An 18,136-nucleotide genomic window follows, 5' to 3' on the forward strand; every position below is an offset into this window, starting at 1 on the left:
AGGAGAAGGCGATGTACGGCACAATCGGGCTCGTCGCCCATGACGACCGCAAGGACGATCTGGTGGAATGGGTGAGCTATTGGGCGGAGGCGCTCGGCGCCACCCGGATCTACGCGACCGGCACGACTGGAGGGCGGATCGCCGCCGCCCTCCCCGCGCTCGACGTCACGTTGCTCAAGAGCGGGCCGCTCGGCGGCGATCAGCAGCTCGGCGCGCTGATCGCCGAGGAGCGGATCGAGGCCTTGGTCTTCTTCGTCGATGCGCTGTCGCCGCACCCGCACGACGTCGACGTCAAGGCCCTGATCCGCATGGCCACGCTCGCCGACATCCCGTTCGCCTGCAATCGGGCTACCGCGGATGCGATCATGAAGACGGCGGCGGCGGGCTGACCGCGCGCCCCGTCACCATTCGGCGAAGCTGCCGTCGGCGTGGCGCCAGACCGGATTGCGCCAGCGATGCCGGGTCCGGTCCGCTTCGCGAACGGCTTCCTCGTCGATTTCCACGCCGAGGCCCGGCCCGGAAGGGATCATGAGATGGCCGTCCACGGGGGTCAGCACGGCCGGATCGACGACGAAGTTCAGGAGATCGTGGCCTTCATTATAATGGATGCCCAGCGACATCTCCTGGATGATCACGTTGGGGCTGGTCGCCGCTAGCTGAAGGCAGGCAGCGAGCGCGAGCGGACCCAGCGGGCAATGCGGTGCGACGGCGACGTCGAAGCACTCCGCCATCGCCGCGATCTTGCGGCATTCGGTGAGGCCGCCGGCATGGCTGAGATCGGGTTGGATGATGTCGACCGCGCCGCTCGCCAGGAACGGCTTGAAGTCCCAGCGCGAATAGAGCCGCTCGCCGACCGCGATCGGCGTGCTGACGAGATTGGCGAGCTGGAGCAGCCCTTCCGGGTTTTCGGAGAGGATCGGCTCCTCGATGAACAGGAGTCCCAGCGGCTCGAGGAGCCGCGCCAGCTGCTTGGCCATCGGTCGATGGACGCGGCCGTGGAAATCGAGGCCGACGTCCATGCCTTCCGCCTGCGCCGCCTTCACCCTTTCCTCGACGTCGTTCAGCTTGGGGGCGACGAGATAATCGATCTCCGCGGTCGCGTTCATCTTCACGGCGGAGAAGCCCTGCTCGCGCCGTGCCTTGGCCGCCGCCGCGATGTCGTCGGGGCGATCTCCGCCGATCCAGGCATAGGCCCGGATGCGGTCGCGCACGCGGCCGCCGAGCATCTGCCAGGCCGGCAGCCCGTAAGTCCTCCCCTTCAAGTCCCACAGGGCCTGGTCCAGACCGGCCAGCGCCGACATGAGCACGGGGCCACCGCGATAGAATCCGCCGCGATAGGCGACCTGCCAGATGTCCTCGATGCGCATCGGATCGGCGCCGATGAACCGGTCGCGGAAGGCCTCGAATGCACCCGCCACGGCCTCGGCATGGCCTTCGAGGCTCGCCTCGCCCCATCCGAACGTCCCGTCATCGGCTTCGACGCGGACGAACAGCCAGCGGGGCGGAACCAGGAAGGTTTCGATTCGTGCGATCTTCGTCAATTCTTGCACTCCGGGAACTGAACGGCCTTTTATCCTACAAATTGGCGCTAGCAAGGCCGGACTGGACCTGTATGGAGGTCGGGCCGACCAAGGCAGGCAGGAGACGAGCATCTTGCGCGGCGATTATATTGCAGTGGACTGGGGAACGACGAACCGGCGCGCCTACGCCGTCGACGATTCCGGCCGAGTGACTGAACGCTTCGCGGACGAAAAGGGTCTGCTGGCGGTGCCGCGCGAAGGCTTTGCCGCGGCTGCCGAGGATATCCGCGAAAGACTGGGCGACCGGCCGATGCTGCTGGCGGGCATGGTCGGATCGAACCGGGGTTGGCGGGAGGCACCCTATGTCCCCTGCCCCGCCGGCCTCGACCAGCTGGCCGAGGCGTTGCTCTGGGTGGAGCCGGAACGGACGGCGATCGTCCCCGGCGTCTGCCAGTCCGGAGCGGCCGGCGCCGACGTGATGCGCGGCGAGGAGGTCCAGATCCTGGGCGCCCATGCCGCCGGCCTGCTCCCCGCCGATATCCTCGTCTGCCATCCCGGCACGCACGCCAAATGGATTCTCCTCCGCGGCGGCCGCCTGGAGGCGTTCAGGACGATGATGACGGGCGAGATGTTCAGCCTGCTCAGCAAGCACAGCATCCTTTCCGAGCAGCTCAAGGGCGAGGTGGCGGCAGACGCCGGCTTCCGCGATGGCGCGCGCCAGGGTCTCGCCGGCGCCGACCTCCTCGCCACCCTGTTCGGCATAAGGGCGCGCTATCTCCTCGGCGAGTCGCAGGGATCCGCCGCCTCCTTCGCGAGCGGCCTGCTCATCGGCAGCGACGTCCGCGCCGGCCTCGCCCTCGCCCGCGGCGGGCCCGTTGCGCTGGTCGGTCGCCCTGACCTCGCGGCGCTCTATGCCGCCGCTTTGGCCGAAGCCGGACTGGACTCGATTCGGGTGGACGGCGCCGAGGCCTTTCTCGCCGGCATCCATGCGCTGAAGGAGCTGATCTGATGTCCGCCCCCGATAAGTTTCGTGCCGCCTTCTTTCAATGCCCGCTGATCGCCATCATCCGCGGAGTCACGCCTCACGAATGCGAGGCGATCGGCGAGGCCCTGGTCGGAGCCGGGGTCCGAATCGTGGAGGTGCCGCTCAACTCGCCCGAACCCCTGGTCAGCATCGAGCGGCTCGCCCGCCGCTTCGGCAAAGAGGCACTGATCGGCGCGGGCACGGTTCTGAAAGCCGAGGACGTAAGCCGTGTCGCGGACGCCGGCGGCGAGATCATCGTCTCGCCGAGCACCGATGTGGACGTGATCCGCACCACGGTCGCCGCCGGACTGGTGTCCTCGCCTGGCTATTTCACCCCGTCCGAAGCCTTCACTGCGCTCAAGGCGGGCGCTCATCTGCTCAAACTGTTCCCGGCGGAAGCGGCGGCGCCTGCGGTGGTGAAGGCGCAGCGGGCAGTGCTGCCGAAGGCGGTGCCGCTGGTCGTGGTTGGCGGCGTCACCCCTGAGAAGATGGCGGACTATTTGGCGGCGGGCGCCGACGGCTTCGGCCTCGGCGGCGCGCTGTACCGCCCCGGCCAGACTGCTGGCCAAGTCGAGAAGCAGGCCGCAGCCTTCGTCGCCGCGCTGCGCGGCGAGGTCTGAGCCATGGCGTACCGGATCGGCGTCGTCGGCTTCGGCAAGATCGCCCGCGACCAGCATTTGCCCTCGATCGCCGCCGACCCCGATTTCGAGCTGGCGGCGGTCGCGACCCGCGCCGGCGATCCCGAGCTCGGAATTCCCTGGTTCGAAAATCCCGCCGAGCTCTTCGCCGCCATGGCCGGCGGCCTCGACGCGGTCGCGATCTGCACGCCGCCGACCGCGCGCCACGCCATCGCCCGCGACGCTCTCAAGGCCGGCCTGCATGTCCTGCTGGAAAAGCCGCCGGCGGCGACGCTGGGAGAAATCGAGCATCTCGAACGGGTGGCGCGGGAATGCGGACGCACGCTTTATGCCGGCTGGCATTCCCAGCATGCGGCGGCAGTTCCGGCAGCGGCCGAGATCCTTTCCGGGCGCAAGGTCTCGAGAATTTCCATCTCCTGGCTGGAAGATGTGCGCAAATGGCACCCGGGTCAGGAATGGATCTGGGAGGCCGGCGGCTTCGGCGTGTTCGATCCCGGCATAAACGCGCTTTCGATCGCGACGCGAATCTTGCCCATGCCGCTCTTCGTCCGTTCGGCTCATCTCCTCGTGCCGGCGAACAAGCAGGCGCCGATCGCTGCCCGGCTCGCGTTCGTCGGCGAGCGGCTCGAGGCGGAGTTGGACTGGCGCTTTGCCGACGGCGAGCAATGGACGATCCGGGTGGAGACTGCACCGGGCCCGATCGTGGAGCTGCGCGACGGCGGCGCGCGGTTGTTCGTCGATGGCGCTGAAAAGCCGGTCGGCTCCAACGGCGAATATCCGTCCATCTATGCCAGCTTCGCCGCACTCATCCGGGCTGGGCGCAGCGAAGTCGACCGCGAGCCCTTGCGAATTGTCGCCGATGCCTTCCTCGTCGCGGAACGCGAGGCCACCGAGGCCTTTCTATAGCCGGACGGCCGAGCCGCCGAACCCAGGAGAGGGACCATCGTCAACTTCATGTTCGCGACCGGGATCGAGAACAGCATCCCGACGATCAACAACGGCCGCACCCGGGTCGATCAGATGGAGGTGTGCGGCCATTATCGCCACTGGCGCCTGGACTTCGACTGCGTCGAGGAGATCGGCATCCAGTTCCTGCGCTACGGCCCACCGCTCCATCGTACCTATCGCGGCCCGGGACGCTACGACTGGGACTTCGCCGACCTGACTCTGGCCGACCTCAAGGCACGCGACATCATCCCGATCGTGGACCTGTGCCATTTCGGAGTTCCGGACTGGATCGGCGACTTCCAGAATCCGGATTTCCCTCAATTGTTCGCGCTCTATGCGGGCGCGTTCGCGGAACGCTATCCGTGGATCCAGCTCTACACGCCGGTGAACGAGATGTTCATCTGCTCGGTCTTCTCCGGAAAATATGGCTGGTGGAACGAGCAGGGCACGACCGACCGCACTTTCGTCACCGCGCTCAAGCACGTGGTGAAGGCCAACGTCATGGCCATGATCGAGATACTGAAGCGCCGGCCGGACGCGATTTTCATCCAGAGCGAATCGTCGGAATATTTCCACGCCGACAGCCCCTCGGCGATCGGACTCGCCGAGCATCTCAACCAGTGGCGCTTCCTCTCGCTCGACCTGAATTATGGTCGCCGCGTGGACAGCGACATGTACGAATACCTGCTCGCCAACGGCATGACCAAGGAGGAGTATAACTGGTTCCTGACGCATCGGCTGAAGCAGCACTGCATCCTCGGCAACGACTATTACTGGACAAACGAGCATCGGGTGTTCGCCGACGGCCACACGACCGCTTCGGGCGAGGTGTTCGGCTATTCCGAGATCACCCGACAATATTATGAGCGCTATCTCCTTCCGGTGATGCATACCGAAACGAACATGCGCGAAGGTCCCACCGGCCAGGAAGCGGTCCAGTGGCTGTGGAAGGAATGGGCGAACGTGCTGCGCGTGCGGAACATCGGCATCCCCACCGTCGGCTTCACCTGGTATTCGCTCACCGATCAGGTCGACTGGGACACCGCGCTTCGCGAGCAGAACGGCAACGTCAACCCGCTCGGTCTTTTCGACCTCGACCGCAACATCCGTGCCGTCGGCAAGGCCTACAAGAAGCTGATCGCAGACTGGCGCAACCTGCTGCCGGCATCGAGCCATTGCCTGATCGTCCCGGTCGTGCCGCCGTCGCGCGCCCAAGGCGAACAGGCCCGCGAGCAAAGGCGCGAAGCGATAGGACGGCTCAAGCTCTTCGTTCGGGACGACACCAACCAGCCGGAAGCGTGACTGGTCCGCCCGACACTGATGCGCTCTAGCCACGTCGAGCCGGAAGGATGGCGCGGCCACCCTCCCGGCAGTGAAGGCCAGAATACAGGAGAAGATCCGCCGATCAGGCGGCCTGGCGCTCTTCCTCGCCGACCCCGGCATAACGCCCCTCGCACGCCGCCTCCTCGGCGGTCAGCGGCCTCATGAAGGCCACGCAGAGGTGACGGCCGAACACGTCGTCGCCGCGCATCCGGATTTCCGCCTCGGCCGAGGCCGGCAGGCTGTCCCTGATGCGGGTAAGCTGCTCGATAACCGAATCAAGCGACGCATGGTCGCCGATCTCGACATAATCCTTGATCAATCTCGTCATCATAACCCCCCCGGGTTACAAAAAGGGCCAATCCAAGCGCCGGCCCCCGCCGGCATTGCTCTCACTATAGATGGATTAGGTTTCTCTCGGCTGAATCTCTCCCAAAACGCGCGTCAGATCATCTGCGCCAGCAGCTCGTTGACCCGCCGCTCCGCATCCGCGAGCGCCTGGTCGACCGGCTTGATGCCGCTCACCGCCGCCTCGAGCTCCTCGCCGATCAGGCCCTGGATGGCCGACTGGCGCTGCACATAATCGGGCAGCTGCTGGCCCGTCCCAGCCATCTCGGCGATCTCCGCGCGGTGGGGCAAGGCCCGGAAATCGGGCCGATCGAGCACCGCCGCGAAGGAGGGAAGATGGCCGGTACGGGTCCAGTCGAAATTGTGATCGGCGAGGAAGCGCAGGAAGCGACCGACGGCCGCCCGCTCGGTCCGACTGCGCTCGCGCCGCGGCATCACCCAGGCATGGCCGTCGACGAACGCGGCCTCGCTGCCCCAGAGGCGGGGAAAGGGCCGTACCGCGTAGCTGCGGTAGAGCGGCTGGCCCGGCGTTCCCGCCTCGGCTTCGTAGGGACCGATCATCCAGGTCCCGGTTGGGAAGATGCCGCCCTGGCCGTTGATGAACGCTGCCGTCGCCCCCGGGAAATCCTGGTTGGTCGTGCTCAGCCGCTCCGCATTGAGGGTCCGGAACAGTTCGACGATGCGCCGCGCTTCGGGCGTGCGCAGACGGATGTGCCGCGCGTCGGGGAAAATGACGGCGCCCTGGGCGAGCAGATAGGTATAGAGATTGCCGACGTGGGTGTCGGGTGCGTTGACCTGCGCCTGGATGAGATAGGGGTTTCCGGTCGCCGCGCGAAAGCGGCGGGCGTGATCGAGCATCTCTTCCGGGGAATTCGGAAGCACCGGCTGTCCGTCTCTCATCAGGCCCGCCTGCGCCATCAGGCCGGTATTGATGTGGAAGAGGCGCCCGATCGTGTCCCACGGCATGCCGTAGACCCGGCCCCCCTTGACGACGCCGCGGCGGCCCGCCTCGGTGAAGGTCTCGGGGCCGATCCCGGCCCCGCGGAGCAGACCGCCCATCGGCTCGAGCAGCCCCCTCCCCTGATAATCGGAAATGACCGACTGGTGCATCGTGACCAGATCGGGCGGATCGCCGGCGGCGATCTGCGCCGAAAGCTGCGGGTAACCCGGCCAGGCGACGACGTTGAGCCTGACGCGGATATCGGGATTCTCGGCCTGGAACCGGTTGATGATCGTCGTAAGGGTCCCGCATTCGCCGTCGGCGGCGGCGACGTCGGTGCTCTGCCCATAGACAGCGCCGCATTCGCCGAAGAAGCGCTGCACGACGATCTCGGTGCGATCGTCTGCGCGGCCGCAGCCGGCGAGCGCGACGACCGCGAGGAGGAGCGAGACGAGCCGGCTCACCGTACCGCCGTTCCCGCCATGGCGCGCACGATCTGCTTCTGAAAGATGATGTAGACGATCAGGATCGGGATCGAGGCGAACACCGCCTGGGCCATCAGGAAACCGAGGCCGCTCGTCTGCGCATAGTTCATCTGCGCCGAGGCAAGGCCGACCGTCAGAGTGAAGCGGTCGCTCGTCGTCGCCGAGATGAGCGGCCACCAATAATCGTTCCAGGAGCCGAGGAAGGTGAACACGCCGAGCGTCGCCTGGGCCGGGATGGTGAGCGGCAGCAGGACCTTCCAGAACAGCGTGAAGCGGGACGCGCCGTCGAGCATCGCCGCCTCGTCGAGGTCGCGCGGTATCGCCCGGAAATATTGGGTCATGAAGAAGACACCGAACGGCGCCACCAGCCCGGGCAGGATGAGTCCGGGATAGCTGTTGTGAAGACCGAGCAACGCGAAGAATTGATGGCGCGGCAGGATCACAGCCTGCTCGGGCACGGCGAGACCGAGCAGGACGAAGACGAACAGGGTGCGCCGGAATGGGAAGTCGAGCCGGGCGAAGGCGTAGCCGGCAAGCGAGCACAGGATCAGCACGCCGGCGGTCGTTCCGAGCGACACGATCAGGCTGTTGAGCAGCCAGCGGCTGACCGAGGAGCCGACCAGGATCGACCGGTAATTCTCCAGGGTATAGGGCGCCGAGAAAGCGGTGGCGCTGTCGCGCATCAGCTCCGCATTGCTCTTGAACGACAAGAGCAAAGTCCAGACCAGGGGCGTCACCATGATCGCGGCGCCGAGCAGCAATCCGGCGGTGGCGGCGATGGGAAGGCGATTGCGGGAAACGGCCGCGCTCATCTTTCCGCCTCACGCCGCGTGATCGCCCAATATTGAGCGAGCGTGATGCCGAGGACGAGCAGGAACAGGATCTCGGCGGCGGCCGCGCCGTACCCGAGATCCCAGCGGCCGAAGACGACTTCGTAGATGAACAGCACCATCGTCCGCGACGCGCCGCTCGGCCCCCCCGCCGTGAGCAGCTGGGCCTGGCCGAAGAGCTGCAGCTGCGCCGCGGTCTGAAGCATGATGACGAGGACCAGCGTTCGTCGGAGCGAGGGCAGCGTGATCCGCCAGAAGGTCGACCAGCGGCTGGAACGGTCGAGCGCCGCCGCTTCGTAGATGTCGGGCGGCACCTGCTGCAGGCCGGCGAGGAAGAGCATGATCGGGAAGCCCAGCGACCACCAGATGGTGGTGATCGCGAGCGAGGGAATGGTGAGATCGGGATGGCTGAGGAAGGGCAAGGGCTCGCGTCCCAGCACCTGGCTGATCTCGGCGACGAGACCCGCGTCGGGCGTCAATATGAACCGCCAGATCAAGGTGACGATGGTCACCGACAGGACAGAGGAGGAAAAGAAGATCCCCCGGAAGACGGCTGCCGTGCGAGTTGCGCGATTGAGCGCCAGCGCCAGAAGCAAAGCGATCACGGTCAGCGGCGGGACGATGAGCAGCGCCAGGACGAACGTGTTCAGGACCGACTGGTGGAAGGTGGGATCGGTGAGCAGCCGCGCATAATTGTCGAACCCTACCCAGGTCCGCGCGCCGAACAGGTCGGCGCGCTGGAAGCTCAGCCAGATGCCGAGCAGCAGCGGGTAGACGAGGATCGTCGCGTAGAGGAGGAGGAAGGGTCCGGCGAAGGCGTAACCGGAAAGATGGCCGGCCTTCCCCCGTGACCGGGTCACGCCGCCGCCTCGGCGTGATGGCCGGTGCCGTCGGCGTCGAACAGGTGAGCGGCCTTGCCGTCGACGGCGAGTCCGATTCGATCGCCCATGCGGATGCGGCTATTGCCCTCGTCCTGGGCCGTGACCTCCTCGCCATTCGCAAGCCTCGCATAGACGAGGGTGCGGTCGCCGAGCCGTTCGACCAGGAGTACTTCCGCCTCGGTCGTGCCGGTGCCGGCGGCCGCGGGACGGACACTTTCGGGCCGCAGACCGAGCCGGAGCGGGCCGTCGACGGGAAGGCCGGCCCGAGAGACGCGGGTCTCCACCTGCGCACCGTCGCCGAGACGAACCCGCGCGAACGGCCCCTCCCCCGGCTCCAGCGCCGCCTTGACCAGGGTCATTGCGGGGGAGCCGACGAAGCCGGCGACGAAGGCGTTGGCCGGGCGCGTGTAGATCTCCATCGGCGCGCCGATCTGCTGGATCCGGCGATCGTTCATGATGACGATGCGATCGGCCAGGGTCATCGCCTCCGCCTGGTCGTGCGTGACCATGATGACGCCGGCGTCGACGCGCTGGCGCAGTTGGGCCAGCTCGACGCGCGTGCGGGTGCGCAGGGCGGCATCGAGGTTGGAGAGCGGCTCGTCGAGCAGGAACAGCCTCGGCTGCTTGACGATGGCGCGACCGATGGCAACGCGCTGACGCTGGCCGCCCGACATCTGACCGGGCTTCTTGTCGAGCTGATCTTCGATCTCGAGCACCTTCGCCGCCTGGGCGATGCGCTCGTCGATCTCCCCCTTCGGAACGCGGGCATTGCGAAGCCCGAAGGCCATGTTCTCTCGCACCGTCATGTGCGGGTAGAGAGCGTAATGCTGGAAGACCATCGCGACGTTGCGGTCGCCCGGATGGAGATGGTCGATCCGCTGCCCATCCAGCCGGACCTCGCCGGAATCCGCGGTCTCGAGCCCGGCGATGATGCGCAGCAAGGTCGATTTGCCGCTGCCGGACGGCCCGAGGAAGGCGATGAATTCGCGCGCGTCCATGCCCAGGGACACGTCGTCGAGGACGAGCGTGTCACCATAAGCCTTGCGGATCCGGTCGAGCTCGAGACTGAGCATCCTGCCCTTTTATCTTATTTATTGATCCTTTCGCCGATGGCGCGTTCCGCGTCAATGCCGCCTGCCGGCAGGCTTGGCGATTTGTATTATAAAAGCCTTCACCGAGGTGGGGCGGCCGCGCTAACCAGGCGTGATGACGAATCAGCCCTTCGAGATCGATGCCGCGGCGGAAGGACCCGGCACCCGCCTCACCGTGCGCCTGGGTGTAGCCGAGAAAAGCTACCGCATCCCCGGCGGCGAGCATCAGGATTACACCCTCTTCTTCAGCGAGCTGGCGCGCGATTTCGGCACGCGCACGCCCCATGTCCACAACGGTCCGGCCGCCCTGGAAGGCCCCGAACCCGACTGGCGGCCGCTCATCGTCGAGAATCTGAGCCCCCTCACGACGGCGGGCTATGGCGATCCCGCCGTGCTCAAGACGGATGAGGGTTATATCCTCGTCGCCACGTCGAACGATGCTCCGGACGCCTTTCCGATCCTGCGGTCGCACGACCTCAAGACATGGAACCACGAGGGGTTCGTCTTCCCGGATGGGCATGCCCCCGACTGGACCGCGCACGGGCGCAAGGTCGGCGATTTCTGGGCGCCGGAAATGGCGAAGGTCGGCGACGAATATTGGCTGGTCTATACCGCCCGCCAGCGGTCGAACGCCCTCGCCATCGGGCTTGCGAAGAGCGACAGCCCCCTCGGGCCCTGGCGCGATCGTGGCAGCCCGCTGGTCAGCGGCTACGCCTTCAACACGACCGGCCTGCCCGACGATCCGACCCAGCCGGTGCTGAGCGGCGGCGTCATCGACTCGCACATCTTCATCGACGCCGACGGCGACCGCTATCTGTTCTGGAAGCGCGACACGAACGGCGTGTGGCCGCGCCCGCTCGCCGGCCTGCTGCGCCATCATCCGCAGCTGATCGAGCGCCTGTTCGCACAGGAGGCCGATCGGCGAACCGCGGCCTTCGCCGCCGCCATCCAGCCCTGGGCGAACGGACGGCGGCCGATGGAGCGCTTCTTCCTCATGCAGCCGCTGATCGAGGCGGTGCTCGATTCCTGGCGCCACGTGAAGGCGGTTTTGTCCGAGCTTCCCGAGGCGGCGATGATCGTCGATGCGATGAGCACCCCGATCCACGCGCAGCGCCTGTCGGAGACCGGCGACCTCATCGGCGAGGACAAGGTGGTGCTCGTCAACGACCTCGACTGGGAGGGCCATCTCATCGAGGGACCCTGGGTAACCTTCCAGCAGGGCCGCTACTGGATCTTCTACGCCGGCAACGATTTCGGCACCCCGGCCTACGGCATCGGCGTCGCGGTCGCCGATCATCCGCTCGGCCCCTATGTGAAGCAGCCGGAGCCGCTGCTCCGCTCGACGCCGGCCTGGTGGGCGCCCGGCCACGCCTCGGTCGCGCCCGGGATCGACGGCAGTCCCCAACTCTTCTTCCACGCCTTCTTCCCTGGCACCGGCGGCTATAACGCCTTCCGGGCCCTGCTCACCGCGCCGCTCCGGTTCGGCCCGGAGGGGGCAAGGGTGGAGTGAGCATGATCCATCGCTTCGCCACCCTGCTCCTGATCCTGATGGTCCCCGCATGCGCGACGGCGCCGCCAGGGGAGACGGCGGCGGCCGGAACCTATCGCAACCCCGTCATCGACAGCGATTTTCCCGATCCCGCGGTGCTGCGCGCGAGCGACGGCCATTATTACGTCTACGCCACCCAAGGCAGGCATGACGGGCGGATGCTCAATATCCAGGTGGCGCGTTCCCGGGACCTCGTCGCTTGGGAAAGGCTGGGCGACGCGCTGCCGGCGAAGCCGGACTGGGCGACCCGCACCCAGGATTTCTGGGCGCCGCACGTCGCCGAACATGACGGCACCTTCTATCTCTATTATTCGGCCAAGCCCGACGCGGCGCTCGACGATCCTTCGCGCGGCCTGTGCCTCGCCGTCGCCACCTCGACGCGCCCGGAGGGTCCGTTTACCGACGCCGGCGCGCCGCTCCAATGCGGCGACGGCTTCGTCAACATCGATCCGATGGCCTATGACGATTCGGCGACCGAGAGGCGCCTGCTCTACTGGGGCTCCGGCTTTGGCCCCATCAAGGTCCAGGAGCTGGCGCCCGACCGCATTTCGTTCGCGCCCGGAAGCCGCCCGATCGACCTCCTCAGGGTCGTTCCGACCGAGGATCCCGCCAATTACCAGCGCCTGATCGAGGGGGCCTGGGTGACCCGCCACGGCGACTATCATTATCTCTTCTATTCCGGCGACAATTGCTGCGGACCGAACGCCCATTATGCGCTGATGGTGGCCCGCTCGCGAAGCGCCACCGGACCGTTCGAGACGCTGGAGGCGGCCGACGGAAGGGCCAGCAGCGTCATCCTCGCCGCGCAGGGACGCTGGGTCGCACCCGGCCACAACAGCGTCGCCGAGGACGCCGGCGGAAACCACTGGATCCTCTATCATGCCGTGGACGCCCGTCGCCCCCAGGCAAGCGCGAACGACGAGATCAACACGCGCCGCGTCATGCTGATCGACCGGATCGTCTGGCGGGACGGCTGGCCTCGGATCGAGGACGATGTCCCTTCTGACGGGGAAAGGCCGGCGCCGGCGCGTTGAGCGGCTCAGGCGCGCTCGGCCAATCGCGCGTCGAAACGGGCCCAGTCCGCAGCACCGAGGCGGACCGTGAGATGCGTCTCCATGCCCTCGTCGCGCCGGTCGAGCACCTCGCCATTGGCGTGAAGCCAGGCGAGGCCCTCGCCATCGGACGAGGACAAGGTCACGTCGCGGACCACGGCGCCCTTGCGCAGATGGGCGACAATGCCTTGAAGGAAATCGTCGACGCCCTCGCCGGTCAGCGCCGAGAGCACGACCACGTCCTCGCGCCGCGCGGCTTCGGCGCGGACTGCCGCGGCATCCTCGACGCCGAGGACGTCGATCTTGTTCCACGCCTCGATCATCGCCGACCCGGCCTCGGGCGAGGCGCCGATCTCCTCCAGAACGCGCTCCACATCCTGGCGCTGGGCGTCGCTGTCGGGATGCGAGATGTCACGGACATGGACGATGAGGTCGGCCGAAACCACCTCCTCCAGGGTCGCGCGGAAGGCAGCGACGAGCTGCGTGGGCAACTCGGAAATGAAGCCGACCGTGTCGGAGAGGATCGCCTTGTCGAGCCCGGGCAGCCCGATCTCGCGCATCGTCGGATCGAGCGTGGCGAACAGCAGGTTCTCGGCGAGCACGTCGGCACGGGTCAGCCGGTTGAACAGGGTCGACTTGCCGGCATTGGTATAGCCGACCAGGGCGACGACCGGCCAGGGCGCGCGCTGGCGGCGGGCGCGATGGAGTGAGCGGGTGCGCGACACTTGCTCGAGCTCGCGCCTGAGCTTGGCCATGCGATCGCGGATCAGCCGCCGGTCGGCCTCGATCTGGGTCTCGCCAGGGCCGCCGAGGAAGCCGAAGCCGCCGCGCTGGCGCTCGAGGTGGGTCCAGGATCGGACCAGCCGTCCTGCCTGATAATCGAGATGGGCGAGCTCGACCTGGAGGCGCCCCTCCGCCGTCGCCGCCCGCTCGCCGAAAATCTCGAGGATGAGGCCGGTGCGGTCGATTACCTTTGCCTTGGTCCGGTCCTCGAGATTCTTCTGCTGGATCGGCGTGATCGCCCCGTCGACGATGAGCAATTCCGCCTCGTTCTGGCGAAGTGCGTCGGCGATCCGCTCGACCTGACCCGGCCCGAACAAAGTTGCCGGACGAGCCTGGCGGATGCGGAAGTGGAGCTTGTCGGACACCTCGACGCCGATGGCCTCGGCAAGGCCGGCCGCCTCGTCGAGGCGGGCCTCGACGTCGCGGCGGCCGTCGGAGCCGAGATCGGGCAGCGCGACGACCGCACGGGCGCCGCGGGCATATTCACCGATCGTCTCGGAATCGAACGGGCTCAGTCGCTCGGCTCCTGCGCTTCGGCCAGATTGACCGGCCGCTCTGGCTGCACCGTCGAGATCGCATGCTTGTAGACCAGCTGACACAGGCCGTCCCGCTCGAGCAACATGCAGAACAGATCGAAGGCAGCGATCTCGCCTTGCAGCATGACGCCATTGACCAGGAACATCGTCACTGGCTCCTCGGCACGGCGGACGGCCGAGAGGAAGACCTCCTGGAGCAGGGTCGGCTTCTTCTTCTCCAATTGCTCGGTGAAGGCGTCCTGGATGTCGCTGAGGTCGACCGGCTGGGCCGGCATGATCGTCGAGATGGCGTGCTTGTAGATGAGCTGCGCCTGACCGTCACGGCGGAGCAGCACCGAGAAGTTGTCGAACCAGGTGATGATCCCCTGAAGCTTGACGCCCTTGACGAGGAACATCGTCACCGGCGTCTTCGTGCGCCGCAACGTGTTGAGAAACATGTCCTGGAGGTTGTTGACCTTGTCGGCCATATTCTTGTCTCCTGGATCCGCGCTGATGCGGATCGGCTGATGCAATATCACGCGCCATCGTCCGGCGCCATCGGGCTCTATTCGCCGCCGTCGCCGCGCGTGTCGCCCAGGCCGAGCGCCTTGAGCTTGCGATGCAGGGCCGACCGCTCCATCCCGATGAAATTCGCGGTGCGGGAAATGTTTCCCGAGAACCGGCGGATCTGGACCCGCAGATATTCGCGCTCGAACGTCTCGCGCGCCTCGCGAAGCGGCGTCCCCATGATCGCCTTCACCGCCTCGCTGGGGGTGAGCTGGGCCTGGTCGCTCAATATCTCGGGCGGCAGCATGTCGATGTCGATCGAGCCGATCCGCTCGCCGGGCGCGAGGATGATGGTCCGCTCGATGACGTTGCGCAGCTGGCGGACATTGCCCGGCCAGTCATAGGCCTGCAGCGCCGCCATCGCGTCGGTCGAGACGTCCGGAGTCGAGACCCGCCGGTCGGCGGCGTAGCGGGCAGCGAAATGGACGACCAGCTCGGGTATGTCCTCGCGCCGCTCCGACAAGGCCGGCAGATGCACCGGCACGACGTTGAGCCGGTAATAGAGATCCTCGCGGAAACGCCCGGCGGCGATCTCCTCGGCGAGGTTGCGCGCCGTCGAGGAGACCACGCGCATGTCCACCTTGACCGTCCGCTGGCCGCCAACCCGGGTGAAGCTCTGGTCGGTAAGGACGCGCAGGATCTTCGCCTGGGTCGACATCGGCATGTCGGCAATCTCATCGAGGAACAGGGTGCCGCCATGGGCCTGCTCGAGCAGGCCCGGGCGGGCAAGCTCGCCCCCCTCCTCGACCCCGAACAGCTCTTCCTCGACGCGCTCGGGTGTCATCCGCGCCGCGGTCACGACGGTGAAGGGGCCGCGCGCGCGCGGGCTCCATTCGTGCAGCAGCCGGGCGGCGACCTCCTTGCCGACGCCGGCGGGCCCGGAGATGAGCACCCGGCTCCCGGTTGCCGACACCCGCTTCAGCGTCGCCCGGACGTTGTTGATCGCCGCGCTGGCGCCGGTGAGCTCCATCTCGTTGCCGACCACCTGGCGCAGCTCGGCATTCTCGCGCTTCAGGCGCTCGGTCTCGGTGGCGCGGGTGACGAGATGGACGAGGTAGCCGGCTTCGAACGGCTTCTCGATGAAGTCGACCGCGCCCTGACGGATCGCGGCGACGGCGGTGTCGAGATTGCCGTGACCGGAGATGATCAGCACCGGCAGGGTCGGATCCCGCCGCTTGATCTCCTCGAGCAATTGCAGCCCGTCGAGGCGCGAGCCCTGGAGCCAGACGTCGAGCAAGGCGAGCGACGGCCGGCGTTCCGCGAGCGCCTGGAGCGCCCCGTCGCTGTCCGCGGCGGTGCGGGTGGTGAAGCCCTCATCCTCGAGCACGCCCGAGACGAGATCCCGGATGTCCTGCTCGTCGTCGACAATGAGAATGTCCAAGGCCATGTTTCTCAACCACTCGCTACAATGTCTTCGGGGGCCAACGGCTCGGCCGCTTCGAGCCGCGCCAGCGCCTCACGGTCGAAACGGAAGCGGACGAGGGTGCCGCCGCCATCGCGGTCCTCGAACTCGATGAGGCCGAAATGCTCCTCGACGATCTTCTTGACGATGGCGAGGCCGAGCCCGGTCCCCTTGGTCCGCGTCGTCATATAAGGCTCGGTGATCCGCCCACGCTCGGCCGGGAGGCCGATGCCGGTGTCGGCGACCTCGATCACGATCTTGCCCGCGTCGTCGCGCAAGGTCATCGCGACCGCGTCCCCTCCCTCGCCGGGGCCGGCTTCCTCGCGCTTCTGCTGGATCGCCTCGACGGCATTCTTGACGACGTTGGTGAGCGCCTGGCCGAGCAGTCGGCGATCGCAGACCAGGGTCGGCGCCGGATCGGGCGAGTCGAGCGTAAAGCTGATGTCCGGATGGGCGACCTCGTGCAGGAACAAGGCCTGACGCGCGATCTCGCCCAGGGGCTCGGTGCGGAAGGCCGGCTTGGGCATACGCGCGAAGGAGGAGAATTCGTCGACCATCCGCCTGAGGTCGCCGACCTGCCGGACGATCGTCCCGGTCAGCCGCTCGAAGGTGGAGGGATCGCTCTGCACCTCGGTGCCGTAGCGCCGCTGGAGCCGCTCGGCGGCGAGCTGGATCGGCGTCAGCGGATTCTTGATCTCGTGCGCGATCCGGCGGGCGACGTCCGACCAGGCGGCGCGGCGCTGGTCGAGCAATTGCTCGGTGATGTCGTCGAAGGTGAGGACGTGGCCGCCCTTCACCTTCACCGTCTTCACCGCCAGGGTACGGGCTTCCCCGCGCGAGGCGAACTGGACGATGTCCTCGCGTGCCTCGGCGGTCAGCTGGCGATCGAGTTCGGGCGCGAGGTCGGCGAGCTTCTGGCCGACCGGGCTCTGGCCGCCCGTCTTCAGAAGCGATTCCGCGGAGCTGTTGATCAACTGGACGACATGGTCGTCGTCCACGGAGATGACTCCGGCGGTCACTCCGGCCAGCACCGCTTCGGTGAAGGCGCGCCGGTTCTCGAGCTGGGCGTTGGCGGCGACGAGCGCCCCGGTCTGCTCCTCGAGGCGATGGGTCATCCGGTTGAAGGCGTCGCCGAGCGTGCCGATCTCGTCCTTGACCGCGGACGTCGGCACCCGCGCCGAAAGCTCGCCGGCGGTGACCCGGCGGGCGGCGTCGACCAGCTCGCCCACCGGCCGCACCAGACGGTCGGCCAGCTTGAGCGCGATCCAGATCGCGAGGGCGACGATGAGCAGCGACACCAGCAGCAGGATGGCGTTGAAGCGCAGCTGGAGGTTGCGCGACCGCTCGGTCAGCGCCCGATAGTCGGCGAGCACCGCCGCACCGCGATTGATCTGCTCGATCAGCTGTTCGTCGAACACCCGCGCGGCGTAAAGATAGGTGTCGCTCCCGGCCGGAAAGCGCGTGATCGCGCCGATCCTGTCTTGGTCCTGGAAGGCCATGCTGAGCCGGTCCCCGGTCAGCCGCCGCAGCAATTCGGGCCGGACGGCATCCTCGAGCGAACGGTCGTAGGGGTCGACCAGGGCCAGCGACTGAACGCCATGTTCCGGCGTCACCCGCATCAGGATCGCCTCCGACAGATTGCGATAATAGACCTGGCGAGCGAAGAATTCGGTGAATTCGGGGCTATCCGGGGAATATTCGGCAAGGAAGGCGCCGATGTCGCCGGCCATGGTCAGGGTCTCGCCCTCGACCCGATCGAGCTCCTGCTGATAGCTTTCCTGGGCGATGGTCGACGCGTTCTCGAGCATGCCGCGCGCGCGATCGGAGAACCAGAAAGCGGTGCCGCTCTGGAACAGGAAGGAGGCGAAGATCACCACCAGCAGGGTCGGAACCGTGGCGATTCCGGAGAACAAGGCGACCAGACGGACGTGAAGCCGGCCGCGTCCTCCCATCGCCGAGCGGGTCGCCCGCCGCATAGCCACCCGGCGGGCCATCAGCACCATCAGCGCCATCGCAGGCACGAGGTTGGCGACGAGCAGCCCGGCGACCATCGGCGGCGTCAACAGCGCCTCGGCGTCGCTGTAGCCGGAGAGGATGAGGTAGCTGACCGCTGCCGTGACGACGAGCGCCAGGACCGCGCCGATTTCGATCAGCGGGGTGAGGCCGCGGCGCCTCAGCAAGACCGAAGCGCGCCTGCGCCAGCGCGGACGGGATTCGACGGAGATCGCTGTTTCGGCGTTCAC

General features: G+C 67.2%; 17 protein-coding genes. 7 read left to right on the forward strand and 10 right to left on the reverse strand.

Features of this window, described 5'->3' with window-relative positions; genetic code table 11:
* The first annotated feature begins 11 nt into the window (after window positions 1-11).
* A complete protein-coding gene (locus DDE10_RS03180) occupies window positions 12-389 on the forward strand; it encodes a methylglyoxal synthase (RefSeq protein WP_114951242.1) in 378 nt (125 codons plus the stop codon).
* Between the two features lie 12 nt (window positions 390-401).
* Here DDE10_RS03180 and dgoD read toward each other — a convergent pair whose 3' ends face one another.
* On the reverse strand, window positions 402-1,541 hold the full coding sequence (gene dgoD / locus DDE10_RS03185) for a galactonate dehydratase (protein WP_284734413.1): 1,140 nt from the start codon (window positions 1,539-1,541) through the stop codon (window positions 402-404).
* A gap of 112 nt (window positions 1,542-1,653) precedes the next feature.
* On the opposite strand from dgoD, the gene DDE10_RS03190 reads away from it, so the two are divergent.
* The 4 genes from DDE10_RS03190 to DDE10_RS03205 are packed head-to-tail and all read left to right on the forward strand — an operon-like array spanning window position 1,654 to window position 5,432.
* Complete coding sequence (locus DDE10_RS03190; protein WP_114951244.1) at window positions 1,654-2,529, forward strand: 2-dehydro-3-deoxygalactonokinase; 876 nt, start codon at window positions 1,654-1,656, stop codon at window positions 2,527-2,529.
* Window positions 2,529-3,164, forward strand: coding sequence for a 2-dehydro-3-deoxy-6-phosphogalactonate aldolase (locus tag DDE10_RS03195; RefSeq protein ID WP_114951245.1), 636 nt, complete (start codon window positions 2,529-2,531; stop codon window positions 3,162-3,164). The genes DDE10_RS03190 and DDE10_RS03195 overlap by 1 nt, the downstream gene beginning before the upstream one ends.
* A gap of 3 nt (window positions 3,165-3,167) precedes the next feature.
* Complete coding sequence (locus DDE10_RS03200; RefSeq protein WP_114951246.1) at window positions 3,168-4,088, forward strand: Gfo/Idh/MocA family protein; 921 nt, start codon at window positions 3,168-3,170, stop codon at window positions 4,086-4,088.
* 48 nt (window positions 4,089-4,136) lie between these two features.
* Window positions 4,137-5,432: a glycoside hydrolase family 1 protein gene (locus DDE10_RS03205; RefSeq protein ID WP_114951247.1), complete on the forward strand. Its 1,296-nt coding sequence runs from the start codon at window positions 4,137-4,139 to the stop codon at window positions 5,430-5,432.
* Window positions 5,433-5,535: 103 nt separating this feature from the next.
* Here DDE10_RS03205 and DDE10_RS03210 read toward each other — a convergent pair whose 3' ends face one another.
* From DDE10_RS03210 to DDE10_RS03230, 5 genes are all read right to left on the reverse strand, one after another.
* Window positions 5,536-5,781: a hypothetical protein gene (locus DDE10_RS03210; RefSeq protein ID WP_162806250.1), complete on the reverse strand. Its 246-nt coding sequence runs from the start codon at window positions 5,779-5,781 to the stop codon at window positions 5,536-5,538.
* Window positions 5,782-5,894: 113 nt separating this feature from the next.
* Window positions 5,895-7,202 carry an ABC transporter substrate-binding protein gene (locus DDE10_RS03215; protein WP_114951249.1) on the reverse strand — a complete coding sequence of 436 codons (1,308 nt, stop codon included), beginning with the start codon at window positions 7,200-7,202 and terminating at the stop codon, window positions 5,895-5,897.
* The gene (locus DDE10_RS03220) at window positions 7,199-8,035 is read right to left on the reverse strand and encodes a carbohydrate ABC transporter permease (RefSeq protein WP_114951250.1); all 837 of its coding nucleotides are present in this window, start codon (window positions 8,033-8,035) and stop codon (window positions 7,199-7,201) included. The genes DDE10_RS03215 and DDE10_RS03220 overlap by 4 nt, the downstream gene beginning before the upstream one ends.
* The gene (locus DDE10_RS03225) at window positions 8,032-8,913 is read right to left on the reverse strand and encodes a carbohydrate ABC transporter permease (RefSeq protein ID WP_114951251.1); all 882 of its coding nucleotides are present in this window, start codon (window positions 8,911-8,913) and stop codon (window positions 8,032-8,034) included. Before DDE10_RS03225 ends, DDE10_RS03220 begins: the two co-directional genes overlap by 4 nt.
* The gene (locus tag DDE10_RS03230; protein ID WP_114951252.1) at window positions 8,910-10,007 is read right to left on the reverse strand and encodes an ABC transporter ATP-binding protein; all 1,098 of its coding nucleotides are present in this window, start codon (window positions 10,005-10,007) and stop codon (window positions 8,910-8,912) included. The genes DDE10_RS03225 and DDE10_RS03230 overlap by 4 nt, the downstream gene beginning before the upstream one ends.
* 133 nt (window positions 10,008-10,140) lie before the next feature.
* Between DDE10_RS03230 and DDE10_RS03235 the strand changes: the two genes are divergently transcribed.
* Together DDE10_RS03235 and DDE10_RS03240 are read left to right on the forward strand one after the other, a co-directional pair.
* Window positions 10,141-11,535, forward strand: a complete 1,395-nt coding sequence (locus DDE10_RS03235; protein WP_114951253.1) for a family 43 glycosylhydrolase — start codon at window positions 10,141-10,143, stop codon at window positions 11,533-11,535.
* Between the two features lie 2 nt (window positions 11,536-11,537).
* Window positions 11,538-12,608, forward strand: coding sequence for a glycoside hydrolase family 43 protein (locus DDE10_RS03240; RefSeq protein ID WP_284734414.1), 1,071 nt, complete (start codon window positions 11,538-11,540; stop codon window positions 12,606-12,608).
* A 5-nt stretch (window positions 12,609-12,613) separates the two neighbouring features.
* Here the strand turns inward: DDE10_RS03240 and hflX are convergent, their stop codons facing one another.
* The 4 genes from hflX to DDE10_RS03260 all read right to left on the reverse strand — a co-directional run bounded on the left by hflX (window position 12,614) and on the right by DDE10_RS03260 (window position 18,073).
* Window positions 12,614-13,924, reverse strand: a complete 1,311-nt coding sequence (gene hflX / locus DDE10_RS03245) for a GTPase HflX (protein ID WP_114951710.1) — start codon at window positions 13,922-13,924, stop codon at window positions 12,614-12,616.
* A complete protein-coding gene (hfq, locus tag DDE10_RS03250) occupies window positions 13,921-14,412 on the reverse strand; it encodes an RNA chaperone Hfq (RefSeq protein ID WP_114951711.1) in 492 nt (163 codons plus the stop codon). The genes hflX and hfq overlap by 4 nt, the downstream gene beginning before the upstream one ends.
* Window positions 14,413-14,489: 77 nt before the next feature.
* Complete coding sequence (ntrX, locus tag DDE10_RS03255; RefSeq protein ID WP_114951254.1) at window positions 14,490-15,878, reverse strand: nitrogen assimilation response regulator NtrX; 1,389 nt, start codon at window positions 15,876-15,878, stop codon at window positions 14,490-14,492.
* Between the two features lie 5 nt (window positions 15,879-15,883).
* A complete protein-coding gene (locus DDE10_RS03260) occupies window positions 15,884-18,073 on the reverse strand; it encodes a sensor histidine kinase (protein WP_284734415.1) in 2,190 nt (729 codons plus the stop codon).
* Window positions 18,074-18,136: the final 63 nt, after the last annotated feature.

This window comes from Sphingosinicella terrae (assembly GCF_003347635.1).
In the GTDB taxonomy this organism is placed as follows: Bacteria; Pseudomonadota; Alphaproteobacteria; order Sphingomonadales; family Sphingomonadaceae; genus Allosphingosinicella; species Allosphingosinicella terrae.

Excerpts from the sequence above, each read along its gene's own strand:
- DDE10_RS03180 (WP_114951242.1), top strand. The coding sequence starts at position 12 with ATGTACGGCACAATCGGGCTCGTCGCCCATGACGACCGCAAGGACGAT.
- DDE10_RS03195 (WP_114951245.1), top strand. The coding sequence starts at position 2,529 with ATGTCCGCCCCCGATAAGTTTCGTGCCGCCTTCTTTCAATGCCCGCTG.
- DDE10_RS03200 (WP_114951246.1), top strand. The coding sequence starts at position 3,168 with ATGGCGTACCGGATCGGCGTCGTCGGCTTCGGCAAGATCGCCCGCGAC.
- DDE10_RS03205 (WP_114951247.1), top strand. The coding sequence starts at position 4,137 with ATGTTCGCGACCGGGATCGAGAACAGCATCCCGACGATCAACAACGGC.
- DDE10_RS03210 (WP_162806250.1), bottom strand. The coding sequence starts at position 5,781 with ATGACGAGATTGATCAAGGATTATGTCGAGATCGGCGACCATGCGTCG.
- DDE10_RS03220 (WP_114951250.1), bottom strand. The coding sequence starts at position 8,035 with ATGAGCGCGGCCGTTTCCCGCAATCGCCTTCCCATCGCCGCCACCGCC.
- DDE10_RS03230 (WP_114951252.1), bottom strand. The coding sequence starts at position 10,007 with ATGCTCAGTCTCGAGCTCGACCGGATCCGCAAGGCTTATGGTGACACG.
- DDE10_RS03235 (WP_114951253.1), top strand. The coding sequence starts at position 10,141 with ATGACGAATCAGCCCTTCGAGATCGATGCCGCGGCGGAAGGACCCGGC.
- DDE10_RS03240 (WP_284734414.1), top strand. The coding sequence starts at position 11,538 with ATGATCCATCGCTTCGCCACCCTGCTCCTGATCCTGATGGTCCCCGCA.
- hfq (WP_114951711.1), bottom strand. The coding sequence starts at position 14,412 with ATGGCCGACAAGGTCAACAACCTCCAGGACATGTTTCTCAACACGTTG.
- ntrX (WP_114951254.1), bottom strand. The coding sequence starts at position 15,878 with ATGGCCTTGGACATTCTCATTGTCGACGACGAGCAGGACATCCGGGAT.